Annotated in this window: 13 protein-coding genes and 3 tRNA genes; 13 read left to right on the top strand and 3 right to left on the bottom strand. The window is 52.4% G+C overall.

Annotation, left to right across the window (positions count from 1 at the left end):
• Positions 1–14: 14 nt before the first annotated feature.
• Complete coding sequence (locus tag EYB30_RS06370; RefSeq protein WP_166838066.1) at positions 15–797, top strand: substrate-binding periplasmic protein; 783 nt, start codon at positions 15–17, stop codon at positions 795–797.
• 1 nt (position 798) lies between these two features.
• Here the strand turns inward: EYB30_RS06370 and EYB30_RS06365 are convergent, their stop codons facing one another.
• Both EYB30_RS06365 and EYB30_RS06360 read right to left on the bottom strand, forming a co-directional pair.
• On the bottom strand, positions 799–4,356 hold the full coding sequence (locus EYB30_RS06365) for a hybrid sensor histidine kinase/response regulator (RefSeq protein ID WP_166838065.1): 3,558 nt from the start codon (positions 4,354–4,356) through the stop codon (positions 799–801).
• 46 nt (positions 4,357–4,402) lie between these two features.
• Positions 4,403–4,891, bottom strand: a complete 489-nt coding sequence (locus tag EYB30_RS06360; protein ID WP_166838064.1) for a TIGR00645 family protein — start codon at positions 4,889–4,891, stop codon at positions 4,403–4,405.
• Between the two features lie 190 nt (positions 4,892–5,081).
• Here EYB30_RS06360 and EYB30_RS06355 point away from each other — a divergent pair, with 190 nt between their 5' ends.
• The 8 genes from EYB30_RS06355 (at position 5,082) to EYB30_RS06320 (ending at position 12,057) form a co-directional block, all read left to right on the top strand.
• Positions 5,082–7,130, top strand: a complete 2,049-nt coding sequence (locus tag EYB30_RS06355; RefSeq protein ID WP_166838063.1) for a S46 family peptidase — start codon at positions 5,082–5,084, stop codon at positions 7,128–7,130.
• A gap of 119 nt (positions 7,131–7,249) precedes the next feature.
• Entirely contained in the window at positions 7,250–7,975 is a 726-nt protein-coding gene (locus tag EYB30_RS06350) for a DUF2189 domain-containing protein (protein WP_166838062.1), read from the top strand.
• Positions 7,976–7,977: 2 nt separating this feature from the next.
• The gene (locus EYB30_RS06345) at positions 7,978–8,424 is read left to right on the top strand and encodes a regulatory protein RecX (RefSeq protein ID WP_166838061.1); all 447 of its coding nucleotides are present in this window, start codon (positions 7,978–7,980) and stop codon (positions 8,422–8,424) included.
• A 31-nt stretch (positions 8,425–8,455) separates the two neighbouring features.
• Positions 8,456–11,074, top strand: coding sequence for an alanine--tRNA ligase (gene alaS, locus EYB30_RS06340; RefSeq protein ID WP_174978733.1), 2,619 nt, complete (start codon positions 8,456–8,458; stop codon positions 11,072–11,074).
• Between the two features lie 297 nt (positions 11,075–11,371).
• Positions 11,372–11,572: a carbon storage regulator CsrA gene (gene csrA, locus EYB30_RS06335; RefSeq protein ID WP_166838059.1), complete on the top strand. Its 201-nt coding sequence runs from the start codon at positions 11,372–11,374 to the stop codon at positions 11,570–11,572.
• Positions 11,573–11,737: 165 nt separating this feature from the next.
• Positions 11,738–11,827, top strand: a tRNA-Ser gene (locus EYB30_RS06330).
• Positions 11,828–11,841: 14 nt separating this feature from the next.
• A tRNA-Arg gene (locus EYB30_RS06325) sits at positions 11,842–11,918 on the top strand.
• A 62-nt stretch (positions 11,919–11,980) separates the two neighbouring features.
• A tRNA-Arg gene (locus EYB30_RS06320) sits at positions 11,981–12,057 on the top strand.
• A gap of 237 nt (positions 12,058–12,294) precedes the next feature.
• Here EYB30_RS06320 and EYB30_RS06315 read toward each other — a convergent pair.
• Positions 12,295–14,583: a TonB-dependent receptor domain-containing protein gene (locus EYB30_RS06315; protein ID WP_166838058.1), complete on the bottom strand. Its 2,289-nt coding sequence runs from the start codon at positions 14,581–14,583 to the stop codon at positions 12,295–12,297.
• A gap of 209 nt (positions 14,584–14,792) precedes the next feature.
• Between EYB30_RS06315 and EYB30_RS06310 the strand changes: the two genes are divergently transcribed.
• The 4 genes from EYB30_RS06310 to EYB30_RS06295 all read left to right on the top strand — a co-directional run bounded on the left by EYB30_RS06310 (position 14,793) and on the right by EYB30_RS06295 (position 19,673).
• Positions 14,793–16,034, top strand: coding sequence for a glycerophosphodiester phosphodiesterase family protein (locus EYB30_RS06310; RefSeq protein WP_166838057.1), 1,242 nt, complete (start codon positions 14,793–14,795; stop codon positions 16,032–16,034).
• A 144-nt stretch (positions 16,035–16,178) separates the two neighbouring features.
• Entirely contained in the window at positions 16,179–17,483 is a 1,305-nt protein-coding gene (locus EYB30_RS06305) for a PqiA/YebS family transporter subunit (RefSeq protein ID WP_174978731.1), read from the top strand.
• Positions 17,461–19,128: an intermembrane transport protein PqiB gene (gene pqiB / locus EYB30_RS06300; RefSeq protein ID WP_241697981.1), complete on the top strand. Its 1,668-nt coding sequence runs from the start codon at positions 17,461–17,463 to the stop codon at positions 19,126–19,128. Before EYB30_RS06305 ends, pqiB begins: the two co-directional genes overlap by 23 nt.
• Positions 19,125–19,673, top strand: a complete 549-nt coding sequence (locus EYB30_RS06295) for a PqiC family protein (protein WP_166838055.1) — start codon at positions 19,125–19,127, stop codon at positions 19,671–19,673. Before pqiB ends, EYB30_RS06295 begins: the two co-directional genes overlap by 4 nt.
• Positions 19,674–19,883 lie beyond the last annotated feature (210 nt).

The following is a 19,883-nucleotide window of genomic DNA, read 5'->3' as shown; positions in this document are numbered from 1 at the left end:
GGCAGGAGTGCCCGATGGCGAAATGGCTTTTATTGTGTCTTGGCTTATTGGCTTGTACCCAGGCGCTGTCAGCACCGCTTAACGTGTTGGTAGGGCAAAATAAGCCGCCTTATATCCGGCTGGAAACCGTCAGTGGCTATGAAATTGAACTGCTGCGTGAAGTAGTGCGGCGCATGGGCCATGAGGCGGTGTTTATCTTTGTGCCTAACGCCCGCATTCGCGCTTTACTTGAAAGTGGTAATGGTGATATTGCCAGTTTGCAGCCTAACCTGCCGGATGAGCCTGGTCTGTTTTTTTCTCAGCCCTATATTCGCTACCAGAATGTGGTAGTCAGCCGTAGTCAAGATGAGCTGACGCTGCAGCATCCGGCTGATCTGGCGGACAAAAGCGTTATCGCTTTTCAGGGCGCGACTAAGGTATTAGGGGCGGATTACCGCGACGCGGTGGCGCAAAATTTGGCTTACCAGGAGACGGTTGACCAGCGGGCGCAAGTGGATATGTTGCTGTTTGGCCGCGCTCAGGCGATAGTGCTGGACCGTAATATCTTTACCTTTCATCAGCAAAATGCTGCCCAGCCCGCGGCAGTGACCATGCATGAGCTGTTCAGCTCGACCTTATACCGGGCGGCGTTTCGGGATCCGGTATTACAGCGCAGCTTTGATAAAGCCTTGCTCAGTGTGATACTGGACAACTGGTACCAGCAACTTCAGCTGAGCCACTTTATGCAAGTAAACCAGCATCTGCCTAATCGTTTTTACTGCGCGGACGATCAGGCTACGCTGAAGCAGCCTGATTAAATTAGTGCTGTGTTAACCAGTAAGCCAGCTTGGCGGCCAGCTCAGCTGCGGTAATAGGTTTAGTCAGCACATCGTTCATGCCGGCAGCCAGGCAGCGTTGGCGAATAGTGTCGGTGTTATGCGCTGTCATCGCAATTACCGGCAGCGTTGCCAACGGCGGTTGCTGGCGCAATTGCCGGGTGCAGGCGTAGCCATCAACACCCGGTAGCTCTATATCCATCAGGATCAGTGACACTGAGCGCTGCGCCAGTGTGGCCAGTGCCTGCTCACCACTGCTGACAGTCACCACCTGGTAGCCCAGCTTTTGCAGCAAAATGACCGCCAGCGTCTGGTTAAAGTAATTATCCTCGACCAGCAGGATTGTCTGGCCGCTACCCTGTTGCGGCAGCGGTTCTGCGCTGACTGCTGCTGTGGGCCCGGCCTTTGCAGCCACCAGGGGGAAGCTTAGTGTAAAGCTAAAACAGCTACCCACGCCGGGCTCGCTTTGCAATTCAAGCTGGCCGCCCATCAATTGTACCAGGCGCTGACAAATGGTCAGCCCCAGCCCGGTACCACCATATTTACGACTGATTGAGCTATCGGCCTGGCTAAAGGCGACAAACAATTGCTGTTGCTGCGCCGCACTGATGCCAATGCCAGTGTCACTGACGGCAAAGCGTAAGCGGCACGTATTTGCCTGGCACAGACTGTCTATTTGCAGTGTTATCTGCCCCTGCTCGGTAAACTTTATCGCGTTGCTTAGCAGATTGATTAGCACCTGCGACAGGCGCAGGGCATCGCCGCATAACATAGCGGGTAGGGGTTCACTCAGTGTTAACTTAAAGCCCAACTGTTTTTGTGCCAGCTGCGCACTAAACAGATCGGTAACCTGCGTCAGGGTATCTTGCAGGTTAAAGGCGGCTTGTTCCAATTCCAGTTTGCCGGCTTCTATCTTAGAGAAATCGAGAATGTCATTGATAATACTCAGCAAAATACGGCCAGAGGCGCGGATTTTCGTCAGGTAGTTTTGTTGGGTAGCAAAGTCCTGGCTGTGCTGTGCCAGGTCAGCAAAACCCAACACCGCATTTAGTGGCGTGCGTAGCTCGTGGCTCATATTGGCCAGAAACTCACTTTTTGCCTGGGTTGCCGACTCCGCAGTGGACTTGGCATCTTGCAACTGCTGCATGGTGTGCTGTAAATGCGCGGTGCGTTGTTCTATCAGCGCAGTAAGCTGTTGTTTATCCTGCAGCAAGTGGTAGGTGCGCCATTTCAGCAACAGATACATTAACAGCAAAGCCAGTACGCTATACACCAGCCAGGCCAGGGTGCTGGCATACCAGGGCGCTGGCAGGCGGATATTCAAAGGTGCTGACAGCTGCAAGTTGCCCTGATGGTCACGGCTGCGCACCATAAACTGATAATCACCGCCGGGCAGGTTAGTGTAATCGCGGTACAGTTCGCTGCTCCACGGTGACCATTGCTGATCATGCCCGTGTAACTTGACCTGATATTGCGCCGGAAATAAATGGCTGAAATTCGGACTGGCATAGTCAAATCTGAGTGCGGTGTTGACAGCATCAAGTTTAAGTTGTGCCGGCAGCTGTCCGCCATTGTAGAACACCTCACCATCAAGGGCTCTGAGCCGGCGCAGCAGCGGTTGCTTGGGGGCCAGCTGACGATGTTCATTTACCGCAAAACGAAAGATACCCTCAGCCCCGCCAAACCACACCACATGCTGTTTATCTATCAGCAGGGTGTCCAGCGGGATATCCTGCAGCGGTGCTAATGCCGATGCCTGCCAGCGATATTGTCCTGTGTTGTCGGCATATAATACCCCGGCCTGACGGGCGCCGGTATCGTTGTCCCAGGTGAGTAACCAGATATTATTATGCTGATCGGTGTGCGGATAGCGCACCCAGGGCTGACTGCCGCTGAAGGCCTGTGCCAGTTGCTGGTGCAGGACAAACTGCTGCCTGGCCGCGTCAAAAGCGTAAAAGCCGCCAACCGTAGCAATTAACAATTGTTGTTTGTACCAAAATACCGTATTGCGATTATTACTGGGTAAGCCTTGCTGTTTGCTAAAACGTTTTACCGGTAACGGCACTGAGTTGCCGCCCTGCCAGTGCTTGGGCAGTTGCAGGCGGTAGACGCCATGGGCCAGGGTGCCCAGCCATAAGTCGCCATCTTCGGTTTCCAGGATGCTGTTCAGATTGCCGCTAACACCGGGTACTCTGCCTTCGTCATGCCATTGCCCCTGGCTAAAACGCATGCTGGCTAAACCGTCTTGCAAGCCGATAAACACCCGCTGTGGGTCCTGCACAGATTGATACAACACTTTACTGGCCAGCTCTGATGGCCGCAGCAAGCGCAGTTGCCGCTGTTGTAAGCCATAGACGCCATTGCTGTTGGCGATTAACAGTTGCTGCTCAAAACGGATAAAGTCCCAGGTTTGCTTTTGTACTTCGCTAATGGCTTCAAACCGGTTCTGCCGGTTTTTAAAAAACAACCCCAGGCTGGTACCGGCGTACAGCGTGTCCTGATGCTGATACAGTGCCAGCACATTGCCGTGCAAACCGCTGGCATCATTGTAATAAGAGATAGCGGCAGACAGGTCAATCCGGCTTAAGCCATGATCCAGCGCTAACCATAAACCTTGTTGATGGTCCTGAAAAATCGCTCTGACATTTTGGTCTACCAGACCATGTTGGATATTAATATGGCTTTTCAGCTGGCCGTCAGGTTGCAAAATAAATAAGCCATCCTGCGTACTGCCAAGGGCAAAGTCGCCGTTGTGCAGTTTTAGGCCAGTGTATAGCATGGCGCGTGATAGCTGATGATCAATGTCGGTTTGCCACGGTTTACTGCCATGGCTGTCGAGTAAAAACAGTTTTCCTTCACGGCTGCCGGCCAGCAACCGCTGCTGATCAAACTGTTCCAGCAAAAACACACTGGTGCTGGCAAACTGTTCTGAGCCGGGCACTAAACTAAAGGCCCCGTTTTTCAGCTCCAGCAGACCTGTGCCCTCTTCACGCACTATCAGGCGGTTATTCAGCCAGAACGCTTTATGAAAGGCACTGTTGGTGCGCCAGACATTGACCTGTTCCTGGCCGACCCAAAAGATGTAATCACGGCTGATAAAATAGGCACCCTCTGCGCTGGCGAAGGTTTGCCGCACGTCCTGAAAGTTATGGTAATCAGCGGGAATGCGCTCTAACAAAGATACATAACGGCTGCCTGCCGGATCTGTGGTATCCAGGTAACCGATTTCGCCTTTTGAGCCGACATAGATGCGGCCATCTGGTGCCAGTGCCAGCGAGCGTACCACGGCCTTGTTCCGCGTTGGGATCATACGCCAGCTGGCGCCATCATATTCCAGTATGCCAACATTGTTACCCACGTATAGCAGGCCGCGTGGGTCTTGCAAAATGGCCCAATTCTGGGTGCCACCGTTGTAGTCTTTCGGTTTAAAATTGCTCAGCAAAGGGGTGCCATGCTGTGCCAGTGCCAGCAGTGGGAAACTACAAAAGCACAACAATAGCAGCGCCAGTTGCCAGTAGCGACGAGTAGAGTGCGATAGCATTACCATGCCTCCTGTTGGCACAGCTGCAGCGGCAGATACAGTGGCCTTATTTGCGCAGCACTTTATCAAGATAACCCATGGCAAACGCCGATAAAACAAAAGTAATGTGCATTAGCAGGTACCACATAATTTTGTCATTGGCTATCGTTTCGGTGTTCATAAAGACTTTCAGCAAATGAATGGAAGATATCGCCACGATGGAGGCGGCGACTTTATTTTTTAAAGAACCGGAGTCCAGTTTACCCAGCCAGCTGAGCTTGTCGTCGTTGCCTTCCAGGTCCAGCCGTGAGACGAAGTTTTCGTAACCGGAAAACATCACCATTACGATCAAGCCGCCAACCAGGGCAATGTCAATCAGCGACAATACCACCAGGATCAGTTCAACTTCCTTCATGCTTAAAATAATAGGCAGGATATGAAAGACTTCCTGAAAAAACTTAATACCCAGCGCAATAAGCGCCAGGCTCAGACCAAGGTAAATTGGTGCCATGATCCAGCGAGACGAATACATCAGTTTTTCAAGAAAATTTTCCATGTTACCCCCAAACTACCCAGAGGCTGTATTATGCGGCGATAGTGGCAGAGATCAAGCTCTGGCTGCGCTTTTGTTTATTGTCTGAGCCTGCAGTAAGTTAACGCATATTTTCGCACTTTGCCGCAACTCGACAGGCGTAGGCGGCTGAATGTGATAGCGTCTGCGCGTTATCCGTGACCGATGTGCTGTTATGAAAAGAATATATCGTTGTGTTGTGCTGTTTAGTGTGCTGTTTAGCGTGCCGGCTGTCTCGCAAGAGGGGTTCTGGCAAGCGCAACAGTTAAACACTGCAGGGCCGCTGCTGACACAACTGGGGCTGACAGCGGCAGAGCAAAACACGGCACTGCCACTGACGGCCATTACGGCGGCAGTGGCACGTGTTGGCCAGTGCAGTGGTGCCTTTATTTCCGGCTCGGGCTTGTTGATCACCAGCTCAGACTGTATAGCGGCCTGGCTGCCTGACCAGGCAAAGACGGGCTTTTCCGGCCCGGCCGAGCTACCACTTCCGGGTTTAACGCTGGAGGTGTTACAGCAGACTGAAGATGTGTCACTGCGGTTACACCGCGAACTGAGCGGCATCGCTGAGCCGCTGGCACGCGCTGGCAAACTACAACAGCTGCAGCAGCAACTGATATCACAATGCCAGCGCCAGGCGGACGACCGTTGCAAACTAAAAAGCCTGCACGACGGCCTGGAATATCAGCTAATTCGCTATAAAAGGCTGCAAGATGTGCGCCTGGCTTACCTGCCGTCACAAAGCGAAGACAGCTTAGCACACAGCTGGCCACGTTATGGCGCTAACTATGCTGTGCTGCGGGCTTATGTAAATGCTACAGGGCAGGCAGCCGATTACCACGACACTAACTTGCCATATTCCGGGGCTTTTGTTGCGTTGTCAGCCCAAGGGGTAACCGAGCAACAATTATTACTAACGCCGGGCTTTGCCGGGCGCAGTTATCGTTATCGTAGTGCGGCAGAGCTGCGTTTTCAGTTTGAACACTGCTATCCACGTTCCGATCAGTACCTGCAACAGCTGATACAGTTGTTACAGCAGTTGGCACCTGCGGGCAGTGAGGCGGCACAACGTTATCACAGCAGCCTGATGCAATTGCAGCAACAGGCGCAGCGTCAGCAAGCCATGTTAAGCCATTATCAGCAAAGTAATATGCTGGCGGTCAGGCAGCAGCGTGAGCAAGCGTTGTTACAGTGGATTAATGCCAGCCCGGTGCGCCAACAGTTATATGGCCCTGTGTTGACGAAACTGCAGCAACTGCTAAGCCGGCAGCAAGATATGCAACTACGCGATCTGGCACTGCAGTATTTTCAATATGCACGTTTACCGGCGCTGGCCCGCCAGCTTTATGAAACGGCACGGTTGCCTGAACCGCAGCGACATGATGCCGTTGCAATATTGCAGCAACAGCTTAGCGGCCTGGACGACCAGTTCGACCCCCGGGTAGATATGGAGCTGGCGTTGCATTTTCTCTGGCAATACTCACAGCTACCGGCCCGGCTGCGCCTTGCGGCTTTAGACCAGTATTTCGCCCTCAATGACGGCTTTAACCGCGAAATAGTGCGGCATAAACTGTCAGCAATATACCGCGGCACGGGTCTGCGCGACGAAGCCCAGCGGGCATTGTGGTTACAGCGCAGCGCGCAGCAGTTTGAACAAAGCACGGATCCGTTGCTGAACTTCACCGTTGCGATGCAGCAAACCACTGAGCAACTGGCCGCTGAGCGAAGCAATTTGCAGGTGCAGCTATCTGCGGCCCGGGCGGCAGTGATGGAGGTGCTACTGGCTTATCACGAGGCCCAAGGCAAGCAAATGTACGCAGAAGCCAATGGCACTTTAAGGTTCAGCCTGGGACGGGTTAGTGGTTATCAACCGATGGATGCGGTGTGGTATCAGCCGTTTAGCAGCTTACACAGTTATTTGCGCAGGCAGGGTGCAACGGCCAAGCCTGACAGCGCCACCGCTGCAGCAACGGGCAACACAGCAGTAAACTTTTTAACCACCACCGATACCGACAGCCATTACAGTGGCGCCGTCACGTTTAATATGGCGGGAGAACTGGTGGGCATCTTATATGGCGGTGTGCAGCAGAGTTTGCTGGCAGACTGGTACTATGATGCGGATTTTAGCCGCACTGTAAATGTCGATGCCCGTTTTATTCACTGGCAGCTGCAACAAGACCCGGCTGGACGTGCATTGCTGGCCGAAATTACGATGCAGCCCTGACGAGGGCGCACCGGCTTTTTAGCGTGCCACTCTTAATTTGCGCTGATATACAGTATCATTAGCCACTGCCTTCTACAGCGCCGGCCAGTGCCGGCATCTGTTATCACCGTGGAGACTTTGTGAACAAGCCGTTTCAATTAAAACTTATTATCCGGCGTGCGCCGGCGCTTGCCGCTATTGGCTGGCTTAAACAGGCCTGGGCGCTGTTTATGCAGGCACCTGTAGTGTGGTTGCTAAGCTATCTGCATATGTTGGGCTTCCTGTTGCTGAGCATGTTACTGCCGCCGCTTAGCAGTTTTATTGTTGCATTGCTGATGCCGTTTCTTACGGCGGGTATTTATAAAATGGTGGTAGCAGCACAGCAAGGTCACGCCATCAGCGTTAGCGGTTTGTATCAGGTGTTTAAAGAGGCGCAGTACCGGCGGGTGTTTATCCGCTTAGCGCTGGCAGAATTAGTCGCCTCCTTGCCGCTGGTGTATATGTATGCTTTGATGCTTGAACAAGCAGAAAGCCACAGTTTTAGTATGCCGCTGGCGCTGCTGTTTGCCGCCTGGTTTACCTTAACCAAGATGGCGTTTGCCTATACCGTTGCGGTGGCGTATTTTCTGCAACAACACAGTGTGCTGGTGGTGATGCAGGCCAGCCTGGTGGCGTGCTGGCGTAATATAAGCTCGCTGACCTTGTACAGCCTCTTGAGTCTGGTGCTGATAATGCTTACCATGCCAACGTTCTTTATTGGCTTAATTGTGGTGATACCGCTGCTACATATAGCGTTCTTTTTATCGTTTAATGACTTTTTTGCCTTGCAGGTTAACACTACAGACGAGGGCGTGCTGGAAGTTTAGCCATGGCGGAGCTTACTGATTTAAAACGAATGGCGCTAAACTGGTTAAGCCGGCGCGATTACAGCGAGGCTGAGCTCAGCCAGCGTTTAACGCGCCAGGGCGGTAGCGAGGCGGATATTGCCCGGGTAATGGCCTGGTGCAAAGCAGAAAACTACCTTAATGAGCAACGTTACCTGCAGATGTTGCTGCGTAGCAGAGCAAATAAAGGCTATGGCTTAAGTTACATTATGCAGCAATGCCGACAGCAGAAGATCAGTCAGCAGCAGGTGCTTAACTGTGCCGCTGAACTTCAGATAGACTGGTTTGCGCTGGCGTTGCAGCAGTATCAAAAAAAGTACGGCGACAGCATTGCAACAGAATATAAAGAAAAGCTAAAGCGGATGGCGTATTTGCAACGCCGCGGCTTTAACAATGAACAAATTCAATTTGCGATTAATTTCACAGAGTAAAACCCAAAGCGGACAGGATTATTGCATGACTATGACATCGGCCAGTATCAGGCGCGCCTTTTTAGATTTCTTTGCCAGCAAGCAGCACCAAGTGGTGGCCAGCAGTTCGCTGATCCCGGGTAATGATGCCACCTTATTATTTACTAACGCTGGTATGGTGCAATTTAAAGACGTTTTTCTCGGTCAGGACCCGCGCAGCTACAGCCGCGCGGTGTCGGCGCAGCGCTGTGTGCGTGCCGGTGGTAAGCATAATGATTTAGAAAACGTTGGCTATACCGCGCGTCATCACACGTTTTTTGAAATGCTGGGTAATTTCAGCTTCGGTGATTATTTTAAACAGGATGCCATCGCTTACGCCTGGGAGTTTTTGACCGAGGTGGTGAAACTGCCAAAACAAAAATTGTGGGTAACAGTGTATGAGACCGATGACGAAGCTTACGATATCTGGTTAAAACAAATTGGCGTGCCGGCTGAGCGTATTATCCGTATTGGCGACAACAAGGGCGCACCTTATGCGTCCGATAACTTCTGGGCTATGGGCGATACCGGCCCTTGCGGTCCTTGTACCGAGATTTTCTATGATCACGGCGAACACATCTGGGGTGGCCCGCCGGGCTCGCCGGAAGAAGATGGCGACCGCTATATCGAGATCTGGAACATTGTGTTTATGCAGTTTAACCGCCACAGCGACGGCCGGATGGAAGCTCTGCCCAAGCCCAGCGTTGATACCGGCATGGGGCTGGAGCGTATTGCGGCTATTTTGCAGCATGTGCACAGTAACTATGAAATTGATACCTTTGTGGCGCTAATCAAAGCCGCCGCTGACGCTACCGGCGCAACCGATTTAACCGATAAATCCCTTAGAGTGGTGGCCGACCATATTCGTAGCTGCGCCTTCTTAATTGTTGATGGCGTGCAACCGTCAAACGAAGGCCGTGGTTATGTGCTGCGTCGCATCGTGCGCCGTGCCGTGCGCCACGGTAATAAGTTAGGTGCCAAAGGCGCTTTCTTCTATAAGCTGGTTGCCGCCTTAGTAGCGCAGATGGGCGAGGCTTATCCGGAGCTGGCAGAAAAACAAGCCGTGGTCGAAAAAATACTGAAACTGGAAGAAGAACAGTTTGGCAAAACGTTAGAGCGGGGTCTGGTGATCCTGGAAGAGGCGCTGGCGGCGTTAACCGGTAGTGAACTGCCTGGTGAGCTGGTGTTTAAGCTGTACGACACTTATGGCTTCCCGGTCGATTTAACCAATGACGTGGCCCGTGAAAGAGGCTTTAGTATCGATCAGGCCGGTTTTGATGCTGCTATGGCAGAGCAGCGCAAACGCGCGCAGCAGGCATCAAACTTTGGCACTGACTACAATGCCCAGTTAACGTCAAGCCAGCACACCACTTTTACCGGCTACGAGCAGGAGTTTGGTAACGCTACTGTGGTTGAAATACTGCAGCAGGGCCAGGCTGTGACGACATTAGACGACGGGGCTGAGGCACTGATTATTCTGGATCAGACGCCGTTTTATGCTGAGTCTGGTGGCCAGATAGGCGATAGCGGCACACTGACATTAAGTAGTGGTGCTGTGTTTAGCGTCGACGATACGGTAAAGCTGGCTAAAGCCTTTGCGCACAAAGGCCGCTTAACCGGCCAGCTAAAGCTGGGTGACAAAGTGGACGCCCGTATTGACAGCGCCCGTCGCAGTGCTATCAAACAAAATCACTCTGCTACCCACTTGCTGCACGCGGCTTTACGGAAGCTGCTTGGTGAGCATGTTACGCAAAAAGGCTCTTTGGTTGGCCCGGAGCGGTTACGCTTTGACTTTAGCCACTTTGAAGCGGTAAAACCCGAAGAGCTGCGCCAGATTGAACGGCTGGTGAACGAGCAAATCCAGCTAAACACGGCGCTGCAAACCCGATTGATGCCGATTGAACAAGCCAAAGCCGCCGGCGCCATGGCGCTGTTTGGCGAGAAATATGACGACGAAGTGCGGGTGCTGTCGATGGGGGACTTTTCTATCGAGCTGTGTGGCGGAACCCACGTTAGCCGCACCGGCGATATTGGTCTGTTTAAAATCGTCTCTGAAGGCGGCATAGCCTCAGGGGTACGTCGTATTGAAGCCGTTAGTGGTGCAGGTGCTGTCAGTTATATCCAGCAGTTGGAACAACAGGCTCAAAGCGTAGCCAGCGCAGTAAAAGGCGATGTGTTGTCGATAGCCGAGCGGGTGCAGCAGACGCTGGAGCGCAGTAAGCAGCTGGAAAAAGACATTGAACAGTTAAAGGCCAAACTGGCCAGTCAGGCCGGGGCCTCTTTGCTGGAGCAGGCACAGCAGGTAGCCGGTGCAACGGTGTTGGTGACGCAGTTGCCAGCCACCGAGCCTAAGGCACTGCGCACTATGTTGGACGAGTTGAAAAACAAACTCAGTTCAGGGGTGATTTTGCTGGCCACCGTTAATGACGACAAAATTAGTCTGATTGCCGGTGTCACCGCGGATTTAACCGCTAAGGTACATGCGGGCCAGCTAGTAGGTTGGGCCGCCGAAAAACTGGGGGGTAAAGGCGGTGGCCGCCCTGATATGGCGCAGGCAGGAGGCTCTGATGTTGCCGCTTTGCCAGAGCTGTTAATTGAGGCTCAACGCTATATCAGCGCGAAATTAAGCTAAACTGCTTAAATCAAACTTAGAAGGGCATTATGCCCTTCTTTGCTGATCGTGTTGCCCTGGCATTGCGTAAGGATGGCATGGGCGGCTTGCCGTATCGCCGCGGGTAAATATCGCGTATTTGCCACAGCCGGCTGGCAGATTGATACAATATTGGCGTTTCGCAGCAAAATTGCTGACAATTAACGTTATTTATTTAAACGCCTGACTTTTAATCAGCTAAGTAGCTGAGTTATGATACGGCGCTTTAGTGTATACCGGTGTGAGTGGCGCTGGATTAAAGGAACAAGGAGCAAACGAATGCTAATTCTTACTCGTCGTGTTGGTGAGACACTGATGATCGGTGATGAAGTGACGGTAACGGTGCTGGGTGTTAAAGGTAACCAGGTACGTATTGGTGTAAATGCGCCAAAAGAAGTGTCAGTGCACCGCGAAGAAATTTATATGCGGATCCAGGCTGAGAAAGGCTCAGCCGATACAACTTATGGTGAAGACGACTAATTCTCGCGCTTTTCCTATGGCTTGCTGGCCAATTGTGTCGTTTTTATACGTTTTATGACGTTATTTCGACGAATTGCTTAAAAGGTCGGCAAACGCACTTTTCAGTTCTAAAAATTGTTTGACTTATTTTCCTGAGACATTAATATACACGCCGCAACACAGCGCGGAGAAATGGCCGAGTGGCTGAAGGCGCACCCCTGCTAAGGGTGTATAGGGGAAACTCTATCGAGGGTTCGAATCCCTCTTTCTCCGCCATTTTTTATTAGACCGGACGCATAGCTCAGCTGGATAGAGTACTCGGCTACGAACCGAGCGGTCGGAGGTTCGAATCCTCCTGCGTCCGCCATCTGATAAGGGCGCACCTGGCAAGGTGCATTAAAAAATATATGCCACAAAATGTTACACCCCGGACGCATAGCTCAGCTGGATAGAGTACTCGGCTACGAACCGAGCGGTCGGAGGTTCGAATCCTCCTGCGTCCGCCATCTTCGAAGAACCCGCTAAGGTTAACACCAAAGCGGGTTTTTTATTGCGTGCTATACGCAGCTTAGACGCAGGCGGGTGAGAAGCTCCGTAGGTTCGACCAATTTGCCGGGAGCAAATTGGCGCAGCGTCAGCTGGCCCGCAGGGCAGGGCGGCAGGAAAGCCGCCATCCATCCTCCTGCGTCCGCCATCTTCGAAGAACCCGCTAAGGTTAACCCCAAAGCGGGTTTTTTATTGCCTTAGAACCCCAGGCTAACGGTAAAGCTGGCTGTGCGCTCAGCGCCCAGCAAGTACGCGCCTTCCTGACCACCGGTAATGTAGCTTTGGTCGGTAACGTTGTTTAACGTCAGCGCCAAGTCAACAAAGCGGAACATATCACTAGTTGCCACCTGATGGCGGTAACCGAAATAGGCATTCCAGATAGTCGAGGACGGAATGCTGTCACGGTTCCAAACGTTAGCACCATTGATCTCTGCGCGTTTCGCTGCACCATAGTAATCTGCTGTGAATTTACCGCTAATACCGGCGCGGTAGCTGCCGTCATTGTAATTTAGCGCGGCAACCAGCATCTGTTCCGGTATGGCGGCGACTTTATCGCCGGCACGATAGCCATTAATGGTTTCGCTGTACTCAGCGTTGTTGAGGGTAAGTGACGACGTCAGGCTAAAGTTTGGCGCAAAGCGCCATTCCAGACTGGCTTCGATACCGTCAGATTTCACACCACCAACGTTGACAAAGGTACCATCGAGCTCTGTAAGGTAATCGGGTAAATCGCCAATTTCTTCATAAGCCAGCAGTGTAATGCGGTTGTTAAACTTAACGTTATAGTAGGTGGCCGACAGATTAAGGCTGTCACCAAAGTAACGTAAGCCCAGGTCGAAATTGTCTGCGGTTTCCGCCTCCAGCTCAGCAAACTCCTGACCAGCCGTGTTTAAAATGGTATCCGGGATGGCTTTAAAGTTTTCGGCATAGCCGGCAAACAGCTCTAACCTGTCGTTCAGGCGGTATACCAGGCCAATGCTTGGCAGCAGGTCTGAATCGCTGTCCAGTTTACCGTTGTTCGCCGGATTGAAGTTGTCGGTACGTTCTATATTAATCAGGTACTGTTGAGCGCCTAAAACCAGCTGCAAATCGCCCAGGGTTAAGGTGTCCTGCAGGTAGAATTTGATAACGTCATGTTGATAGTCGTCGTCAAACTGCACCCAGTACGGGGTTTCATCAAAATAGTGATATACCTTAGGATCAAGTACGGCATGCCAATCACGGATCTGGCTGCGATCTTGCTGCTCCAGCCAGACGCCAGCACGAATGACCTGATTATCCAACGTCCAGTTCAGGTTGGCCGTTATACCAAAACGTTGTTTTTCATAGTGGGTATGGCGATAAGATGCAACGCGGGTGACCGCTGAAGTGTCGGCGTCGCTGTCCAGGATTGGCTGGCCGTTGGCATCGACGTAATTGAATGTCGTACGGGTTGTCCCATTGCCTTTGCTGATCAGGTTGCCTGCGGCGTCAGTGGCATAAACCTGGTACGGCGGTAACCAGTCACCGCGACCATTTTGCAGATGCAGATAAGGTGTAACATCCATCTCAACCGTGTCAGTAACGGCAAATTCTGCTTTAACATACAGCAGGCTGTTTTCGCGCAACGTTGACCAGGCTTCCGCAAAATTCTGATCGATATCCGGGTTGCCGGTCCAGGTACTGGTTAAGCCATCCCAGCGCGGGTTTTGCTTAAACTGTTCCAGTGAGCGGTAGTCGTAGTTATCTTCATGCGCATCGTTATACGACAGCCGTGCTGAGATGCGGGCGCGCTGCAGTTCGCTAATGCTTTTCGCTTCAAAGTGAAGGCGGTCACTGTAGCCGTTGCTGCCACTGCCAATCCAGCGCTTGTTGTAGCTGTCAGACAAGCTGAAATAGGCTGTAGTGTTGCCAAGCACTTCACCGGTGTCATAACGGGCATAATAGCGCCGGGCGTTGTGGCTGCCGTTAGATATTCCTACCTTGGCGCCGCGTTGCATATCGGGGTTGGCGGAAACAAAGTTTAGCGTACCGCCCAGTGCATCTAACGACGCTGAAGCAATATCTGCTGCGCCCTGGCCTACTTCAACGTAGCGGGTATTTTCGCTGTCCAGATAGCGGTTGGCTTTGCTGCCACCGGCATAGGCTGAGCCACCATTGGGTACGCCGTCTATCGTAATACCCAGCTGCTGATCGGCGCGGTCAATAACAAAGCCACGCATACTAATGGTGGTGGTGTAATCATCACTGCCAAATGCATCTCCCTGGCCAATGTTGACGCCGGGCAGGTTGTTGACCAAATCCAACACATTGGCAATAGGCGCTTGCAAGTGCTGCATGTTGGCATCGGTACTGTTGTTGGCGTAGCTGACGCGCTTACCCACTACCGACAGCACTTCTACGTCCTGTAGCTGAGTGGATGGCAAGGTGTCTGCCTGGGTTGCTGTGCTGAGTGTGGCAGCCACAGCCAGGCTGATGGCTTTGAGTTTAGGTGTGCGCACTATCATTCTCCTGACAATATATGTGATTTATGTCGTTGTTTTTTTATGGTCGGAGCAGTTCCGACGGCGGCCAATTTTGCGCACTAAATGTTTAATTTATGTGTAATTCATATTTAGCTTTTGTGTTTTTACCTTGATGTTTTTATGACATTCACAGCCTTGTCATACTCTGACGGCATGCTGCAACGGACATAGTTTGACGGGGAGCATGGCTGATGAAGGGGTTAAACAAAGTGCTATCTGGCACGGTTATTACGCTGCTGCTGGCGGCAACAGCCAGCGCCCGACAGCCAGCCGCCAGCGTACAGCTGGGGCCACGGCCATTTTATCTGCTGCAGTCACTGCCTGAAGGCGCGTTAAAACAGCAACTGCAAAGCTGTGCTGACGGGCCTTTTTATCGTACCGATTTTTCCATAGCGCATCGCGGTGCGCCGCTGATGTTTCCGGAGCACAGTGCCGCCTCTTACCAGGCGGCTATTAGCATGGGTGCCGGTATTGCGGAGTGCGATGTCACCTTTACTGCCGACAAACAGCTGGTATGCCGCCATGCGCAGTGCGATCTGCACCAGACCACTGACATTTTGCTGCGGCCCGAGCTCGCTGCTAAATGCCGCCAGCCATTTCGCGCAGCCAATGCAGAGCGTAATGCCCGTGCTGAGTGTTGCACCAGCGATATTACGCTGGCTGAGTTCAGTGAGCTTTGTGTACGTATGGATGGCGTAGACAGCAATGCCAGCACAGTAGAGCAGTATCTGCAAGGTACACCAGGCTGGCGAACTACCTTGTATAATCAGTGCCAGGCACCAATGACACATCGTCAGTCCATTCAGTTGTTCTCCAGCGCCGGTGTTAAAATGACACCCGAGTTAAAACAGCCCGAGGTGAAAATGCCCTTTCAGGGCCGTTATAGTCAGCAGCAGTATGCGCAGCAGTTAGTTGATGAGTATAAAGCAGCCGGTGTGGCACCCTCGCAGGTATTTTTGCAATCGTTTAACTGGCAGGACATTATCTATTGGCTGGAACATGAACCGGAATTTGCCCGTCAGGCGGTGTATCTGGATGGCCGCTATGCACAGCGTCGTTTTGATCCTATGCAGCCAGATAGCTGGCAACCATCAATGGCGCAACTCAAGGCGGCCGGGCTGAATATTATCGCTCCGCCGCTGTGGGTGTTAGTGACCGAGCAAGATGGGGCTATAGTACCATCGGCTTATGCCAGGGCCGCCAAAGCCGCTGGGCTTGAGATAATTGCCTGGAGTCTGGAGCGTTCAGCCCCGCTGTCACAAGGTGCTGATTGGTATTATCAGTCTTTACCTACGCTGGCACGGGATGACAGTGCCGTGTTACAGCTGCTGCATGTGCTGGCGCAACAGGTTGGTGTGAAAGGCGTGTTCTCCGACTGGCCGGCTACCACCACGTTTTATGCTAATTGTTTGCTGCCAATGGCGACGGACTAAGCGCTGCAAAACGGCTATCGCCATCGCTAAGTGGTTGTGATTATGCTATAAATTGACACTCCACTGCGGCGATTTTACTCAGGCTGAGTTCAGCTTGGTTCTGGTAAAACCCGCTAAGCGCGCAACCACGGGTATGCCTGAATCGTGACAGCCACTATCGCCCAAGCCCAGCTTGATACCAAAGCGCCTGCAGTGTCGCTGCTGGCGCTGTGCCCGCATTGCGATTTGGTCCAACGCTTGCCAGATTTGCAGTCGGGTGAAGAAGCCCGCTGTAGTCGCTGTGGTCACCATTTGGATGCGCGGCACCCGGAACCGGTAGTGCGGCCGGTACTTTACGCCGGCTCGGCGTTGTTTATGTTACTGCTGGCGAATTTGTTTCCCTTTGTCAGTATGTTTGCCGCCGGCAACAGCAATGAAATGAACTTTTTTGATACCTCCTCGGTACTGTTTACCGAGCATCATCAATGGCTGGCCATTTTAATCTGGCTGTTTATTCAGGCGGTGCCGGCCGCCTGCATGTTTGCCATTTTGTACCTGAAGTTAGGCATGGTGTATGCGTTGCCAGCACGCACCTGGGTGGCCCGGGTGCTGTATATGTTAAAGCCCTGGAGCATGGTGGATATTTTTTTGATGGGCCTGATCATCAGCTTTGTTAAGCTGGTCGCTGATGCTGATATTTCGCTGGGGCCCAGCTTCTGGGCGTTTTGTTTATTTTGTCTGCTGCACCTGCGCGCGTTTCAGGTGATAGACCGGCGTGAGCTGTGGTCAAAAATTGCGCCTTGTCCAATACCTCAGGTGGCCGCACAGCCTGGTAAGAGTGGTCTGGCGCAAAATTTAAAATTGTGTCAGGTGTGTACGGCGCTGGTGCCGATCACCCAAACCCAGTGCAGCCGTTGCCATACTAAAGTCAGGTTACGCCAGCGCGCCAGTCTGCAAAACACCATAGCGTTGTTAATTGCCGCAACCTTGCTGTATATTCCGGCCAATTTACTGCCTATTATGCGCACGGTGTCGTTTGGCGAAACCATTGATTCGACCATTATCAGTGGTCTGGTACTGATGTGGCAGGACGGCGCTTATCCGGTGGCGATTATTATTCTGATTGCCAGTGTGATCGTGCCGGTGGCAAAAATTCTGATCATGTTCTGGTTATGTTATTTAACCCGTCTGCCTGTTAGCCAGCGTCAGCGTCATTCTACGCAAATATACCGGCTGGTTGATTGGGTAGGGCGCTGGTCTATGGTAGATGTGCTGGTGGTGGCGATTATGGCCGCCTTAGTACGGTTCGATTTATTAATGAGTGTTTACCCCGGAGTAGGTGCCTTAGTGTTTGCCGCCGTTGTTATTTTAACAATGCTGGCCGCGCTGAGCTTTGACCCCAGATTACTCTGGGATCCGTTAACAGAACAGCATGAGGGAGTCGGTTTTGACGCAGCAACTGAGCGCTAAGGTAAGCCGGATAAAGCAATGGTCACCGATTTGGGTGGTGCCAATCGCTGCAGTATTGATTGGCATCTGGATGCTTTACAACCACTATCAGCAGCAGGGCGCATTATTAACGCTGCTAACGGCCGATGCTGAGGGCATTATTGCCGGTAAAACCCAGATTAAAAGTCGCAGTGTTGATGTTGGCCAGGTAGTTTCGGTTGAACTAAGCACAGATTTGAAACAGGTGATCATCAAGGCGCGAATGAAACCTGCCATTACGCCGCTGTTAAATGCCGATTCGCAATTTTGGGTGGTTAAACCCCAGGTGGGCCGTGGCGGCATCACCGGCTTAAATACGTTGTTATCTGGTGTTTATATTGAGCTGCAGCCAGGCGAGTCAACGCAGCAGCAATTACAGCATCCGTTACTTGATGCCCCACCGGTGGCACCGGCTGATGCGCCCGGGATCCGCGTTATGCTCAGCACTGCGGACAGTGGCGGCCTGGCCGTTGGCGATCCGGTGTTGTACCGCGGTTATGAGGTAGGCACTGTTGAGTACAGTGAATTTGATTTAGCCAGCCGCCGCACGCATTACCAGCTGTATATCCGTGAACCTTTTGATGTGCTGGTTTCAGAGAACGTGCGTTTTTGGCTCAGTAGCGGCTTTTCGCTGGACTTGTCTGCCGAAGGACTGCAGGTTGATGTGGGCTCTGCTACCACCTTGCTAAGCGGTGGCGTCAGTTTTGACCTGATGCAAGGCTGGCCGGCGGGCGGCGCGGTAAAAGATGGTACTGAGTTTCAGCTATTTCCGAATAAACAAAGCGTGCAGGAAGGTTTGTACAGTGAATTTGTTGAGTACCTGTTGTTTTTTGACGAGTCGGTACGTGGATTAAAAGCGGGCGCGCCGGTAGAGTACCGCGGGGTGCGGGTGGGCACTGTTGCCAGCGTGCCGTTTTTCTTTTCTATTGATAAGCCGTTTGAAGTATCGCTGCAGCAAGGTATTCCGGTGCTTATTCGTATCGAGGCCGGCCGTCTGTATGAAAATCTCAGCCTGGCGCAATTGCGCCAGGAGCTGGACAAAGCGGTACAGCGTGGTATGCACGCGGCGCTGAAAACCGGCAACCTGCTGACCGGCGCCTTATATATCGATCTGGATATTAGCCAAGACAACGTCATTGATATTGAGCAACAAGCGTTGCAGGCCCAGCGCATGGCGCTGAGCGACAGTGCCGGTTACCCTATGCTGCCTACCGCCCGTAGCGGCCTGAGTAATATTGAACAGAAAGTGCTGATGGCACTGGATAAAATTAATAATCTGCCGCTGGAGCAATTGCTGCTGCAAAGCGAGCAAACGATGCAAAGCACCGAAACGCTGACGCAGAATGCCTCTAAAATGGTGGCCCAGCTCGATGCGTTGATCGCTAACCCGCACTTACAACAATTACCCGCCCAGCTGCAGCAAAGCTTGCAGGACTTGCAGCATATGCTGTCGGGGTTCAGCCCGGGGGCGCCGGCTTATGACAACCTGAATGGCAATTTGCAAACTCTGGATCAGGTGCTGCGCGAGTTGCAACCGGTATTACACACCTTGAATCAACAAAGCAATGCGTTGGTATTCGAAGCTGAGACAGCGGCAGATCCGCAACCAAAGAGGGCAAAACAATGAAATACGTGCTGGGTGCGATGTTAATGCTGTTGGCCGGCTGCAGTAGCAGCCAGCAGCCGCTAAGTTACTATCAGCTACCGGCAGTGCCGCTGTACAGCAAACAAGATGTGACTATAGCCCAAGAGCTTTATGTTGAGCCGGTGCAGGTTGCCAGTTTTCTTAATGGCCGTGGTCTGGTGCTACAGCAATCGGATGTTGAGCTGGTTGTGGCGCGCCAGCATCTGTGGGCTGAGCCGTTAACGCAGCAACTGCCGCGTCAGTTAACAGACCGGTTAGCGCCACAGCTAACACATTACGTGGCGGTATTGCAGCCAAGCAGCAGCACAGTGCGTGTTACGCTGCAACTGGACGGTTTTCATGCCCTGGCCGATGGGCATGCCATTGTCAGCGGCCGCTTTGCCATTAGCCAGCGAAAAGGCACTGAAGCTTTTTCTATCCGGGTGCCACTAACCGGGGATGGTTATCCGGCGCTGGTTGCCGCGCTGGCCGAGGGCCTGCAGCAGCTAAGCCAGCACATAGCACAGCGGCTGAATAATCCGGCCTGAGTTTCACCTTCTCAGGCCGGTTCTTTATCTGGCTATCAAGGTCTGGTTAGTAAGTTTATTTAGATGGCTAGACATTTGAGTGTCTTTACGTGTAATCTCTAAGCGTTATGCAAATTGTTAGCATAAATAGCAGCTATCACTGAGTTTTATTTAGCAGGCCAGCGTTAACTGCGCATAATGCCAGGTCGGCTGCATAAAAGCAGGCTGCGC

The organism is Rheinheimera pleomorphica (assembly GCF_011634895.1).
Taxonomy (GTDB): Bacteria; Pseudomonadota; Gammaproteobacteria; order Enterobacterales; family Alteromonadaceae; genus Alishewanella; species Alishewanella pleomorphica.
The sequence above is the reverse complement of the archived record's forward strand: the minus strand, read 5'-3'. Positions and strand labels throughout refer to the sequence as shown.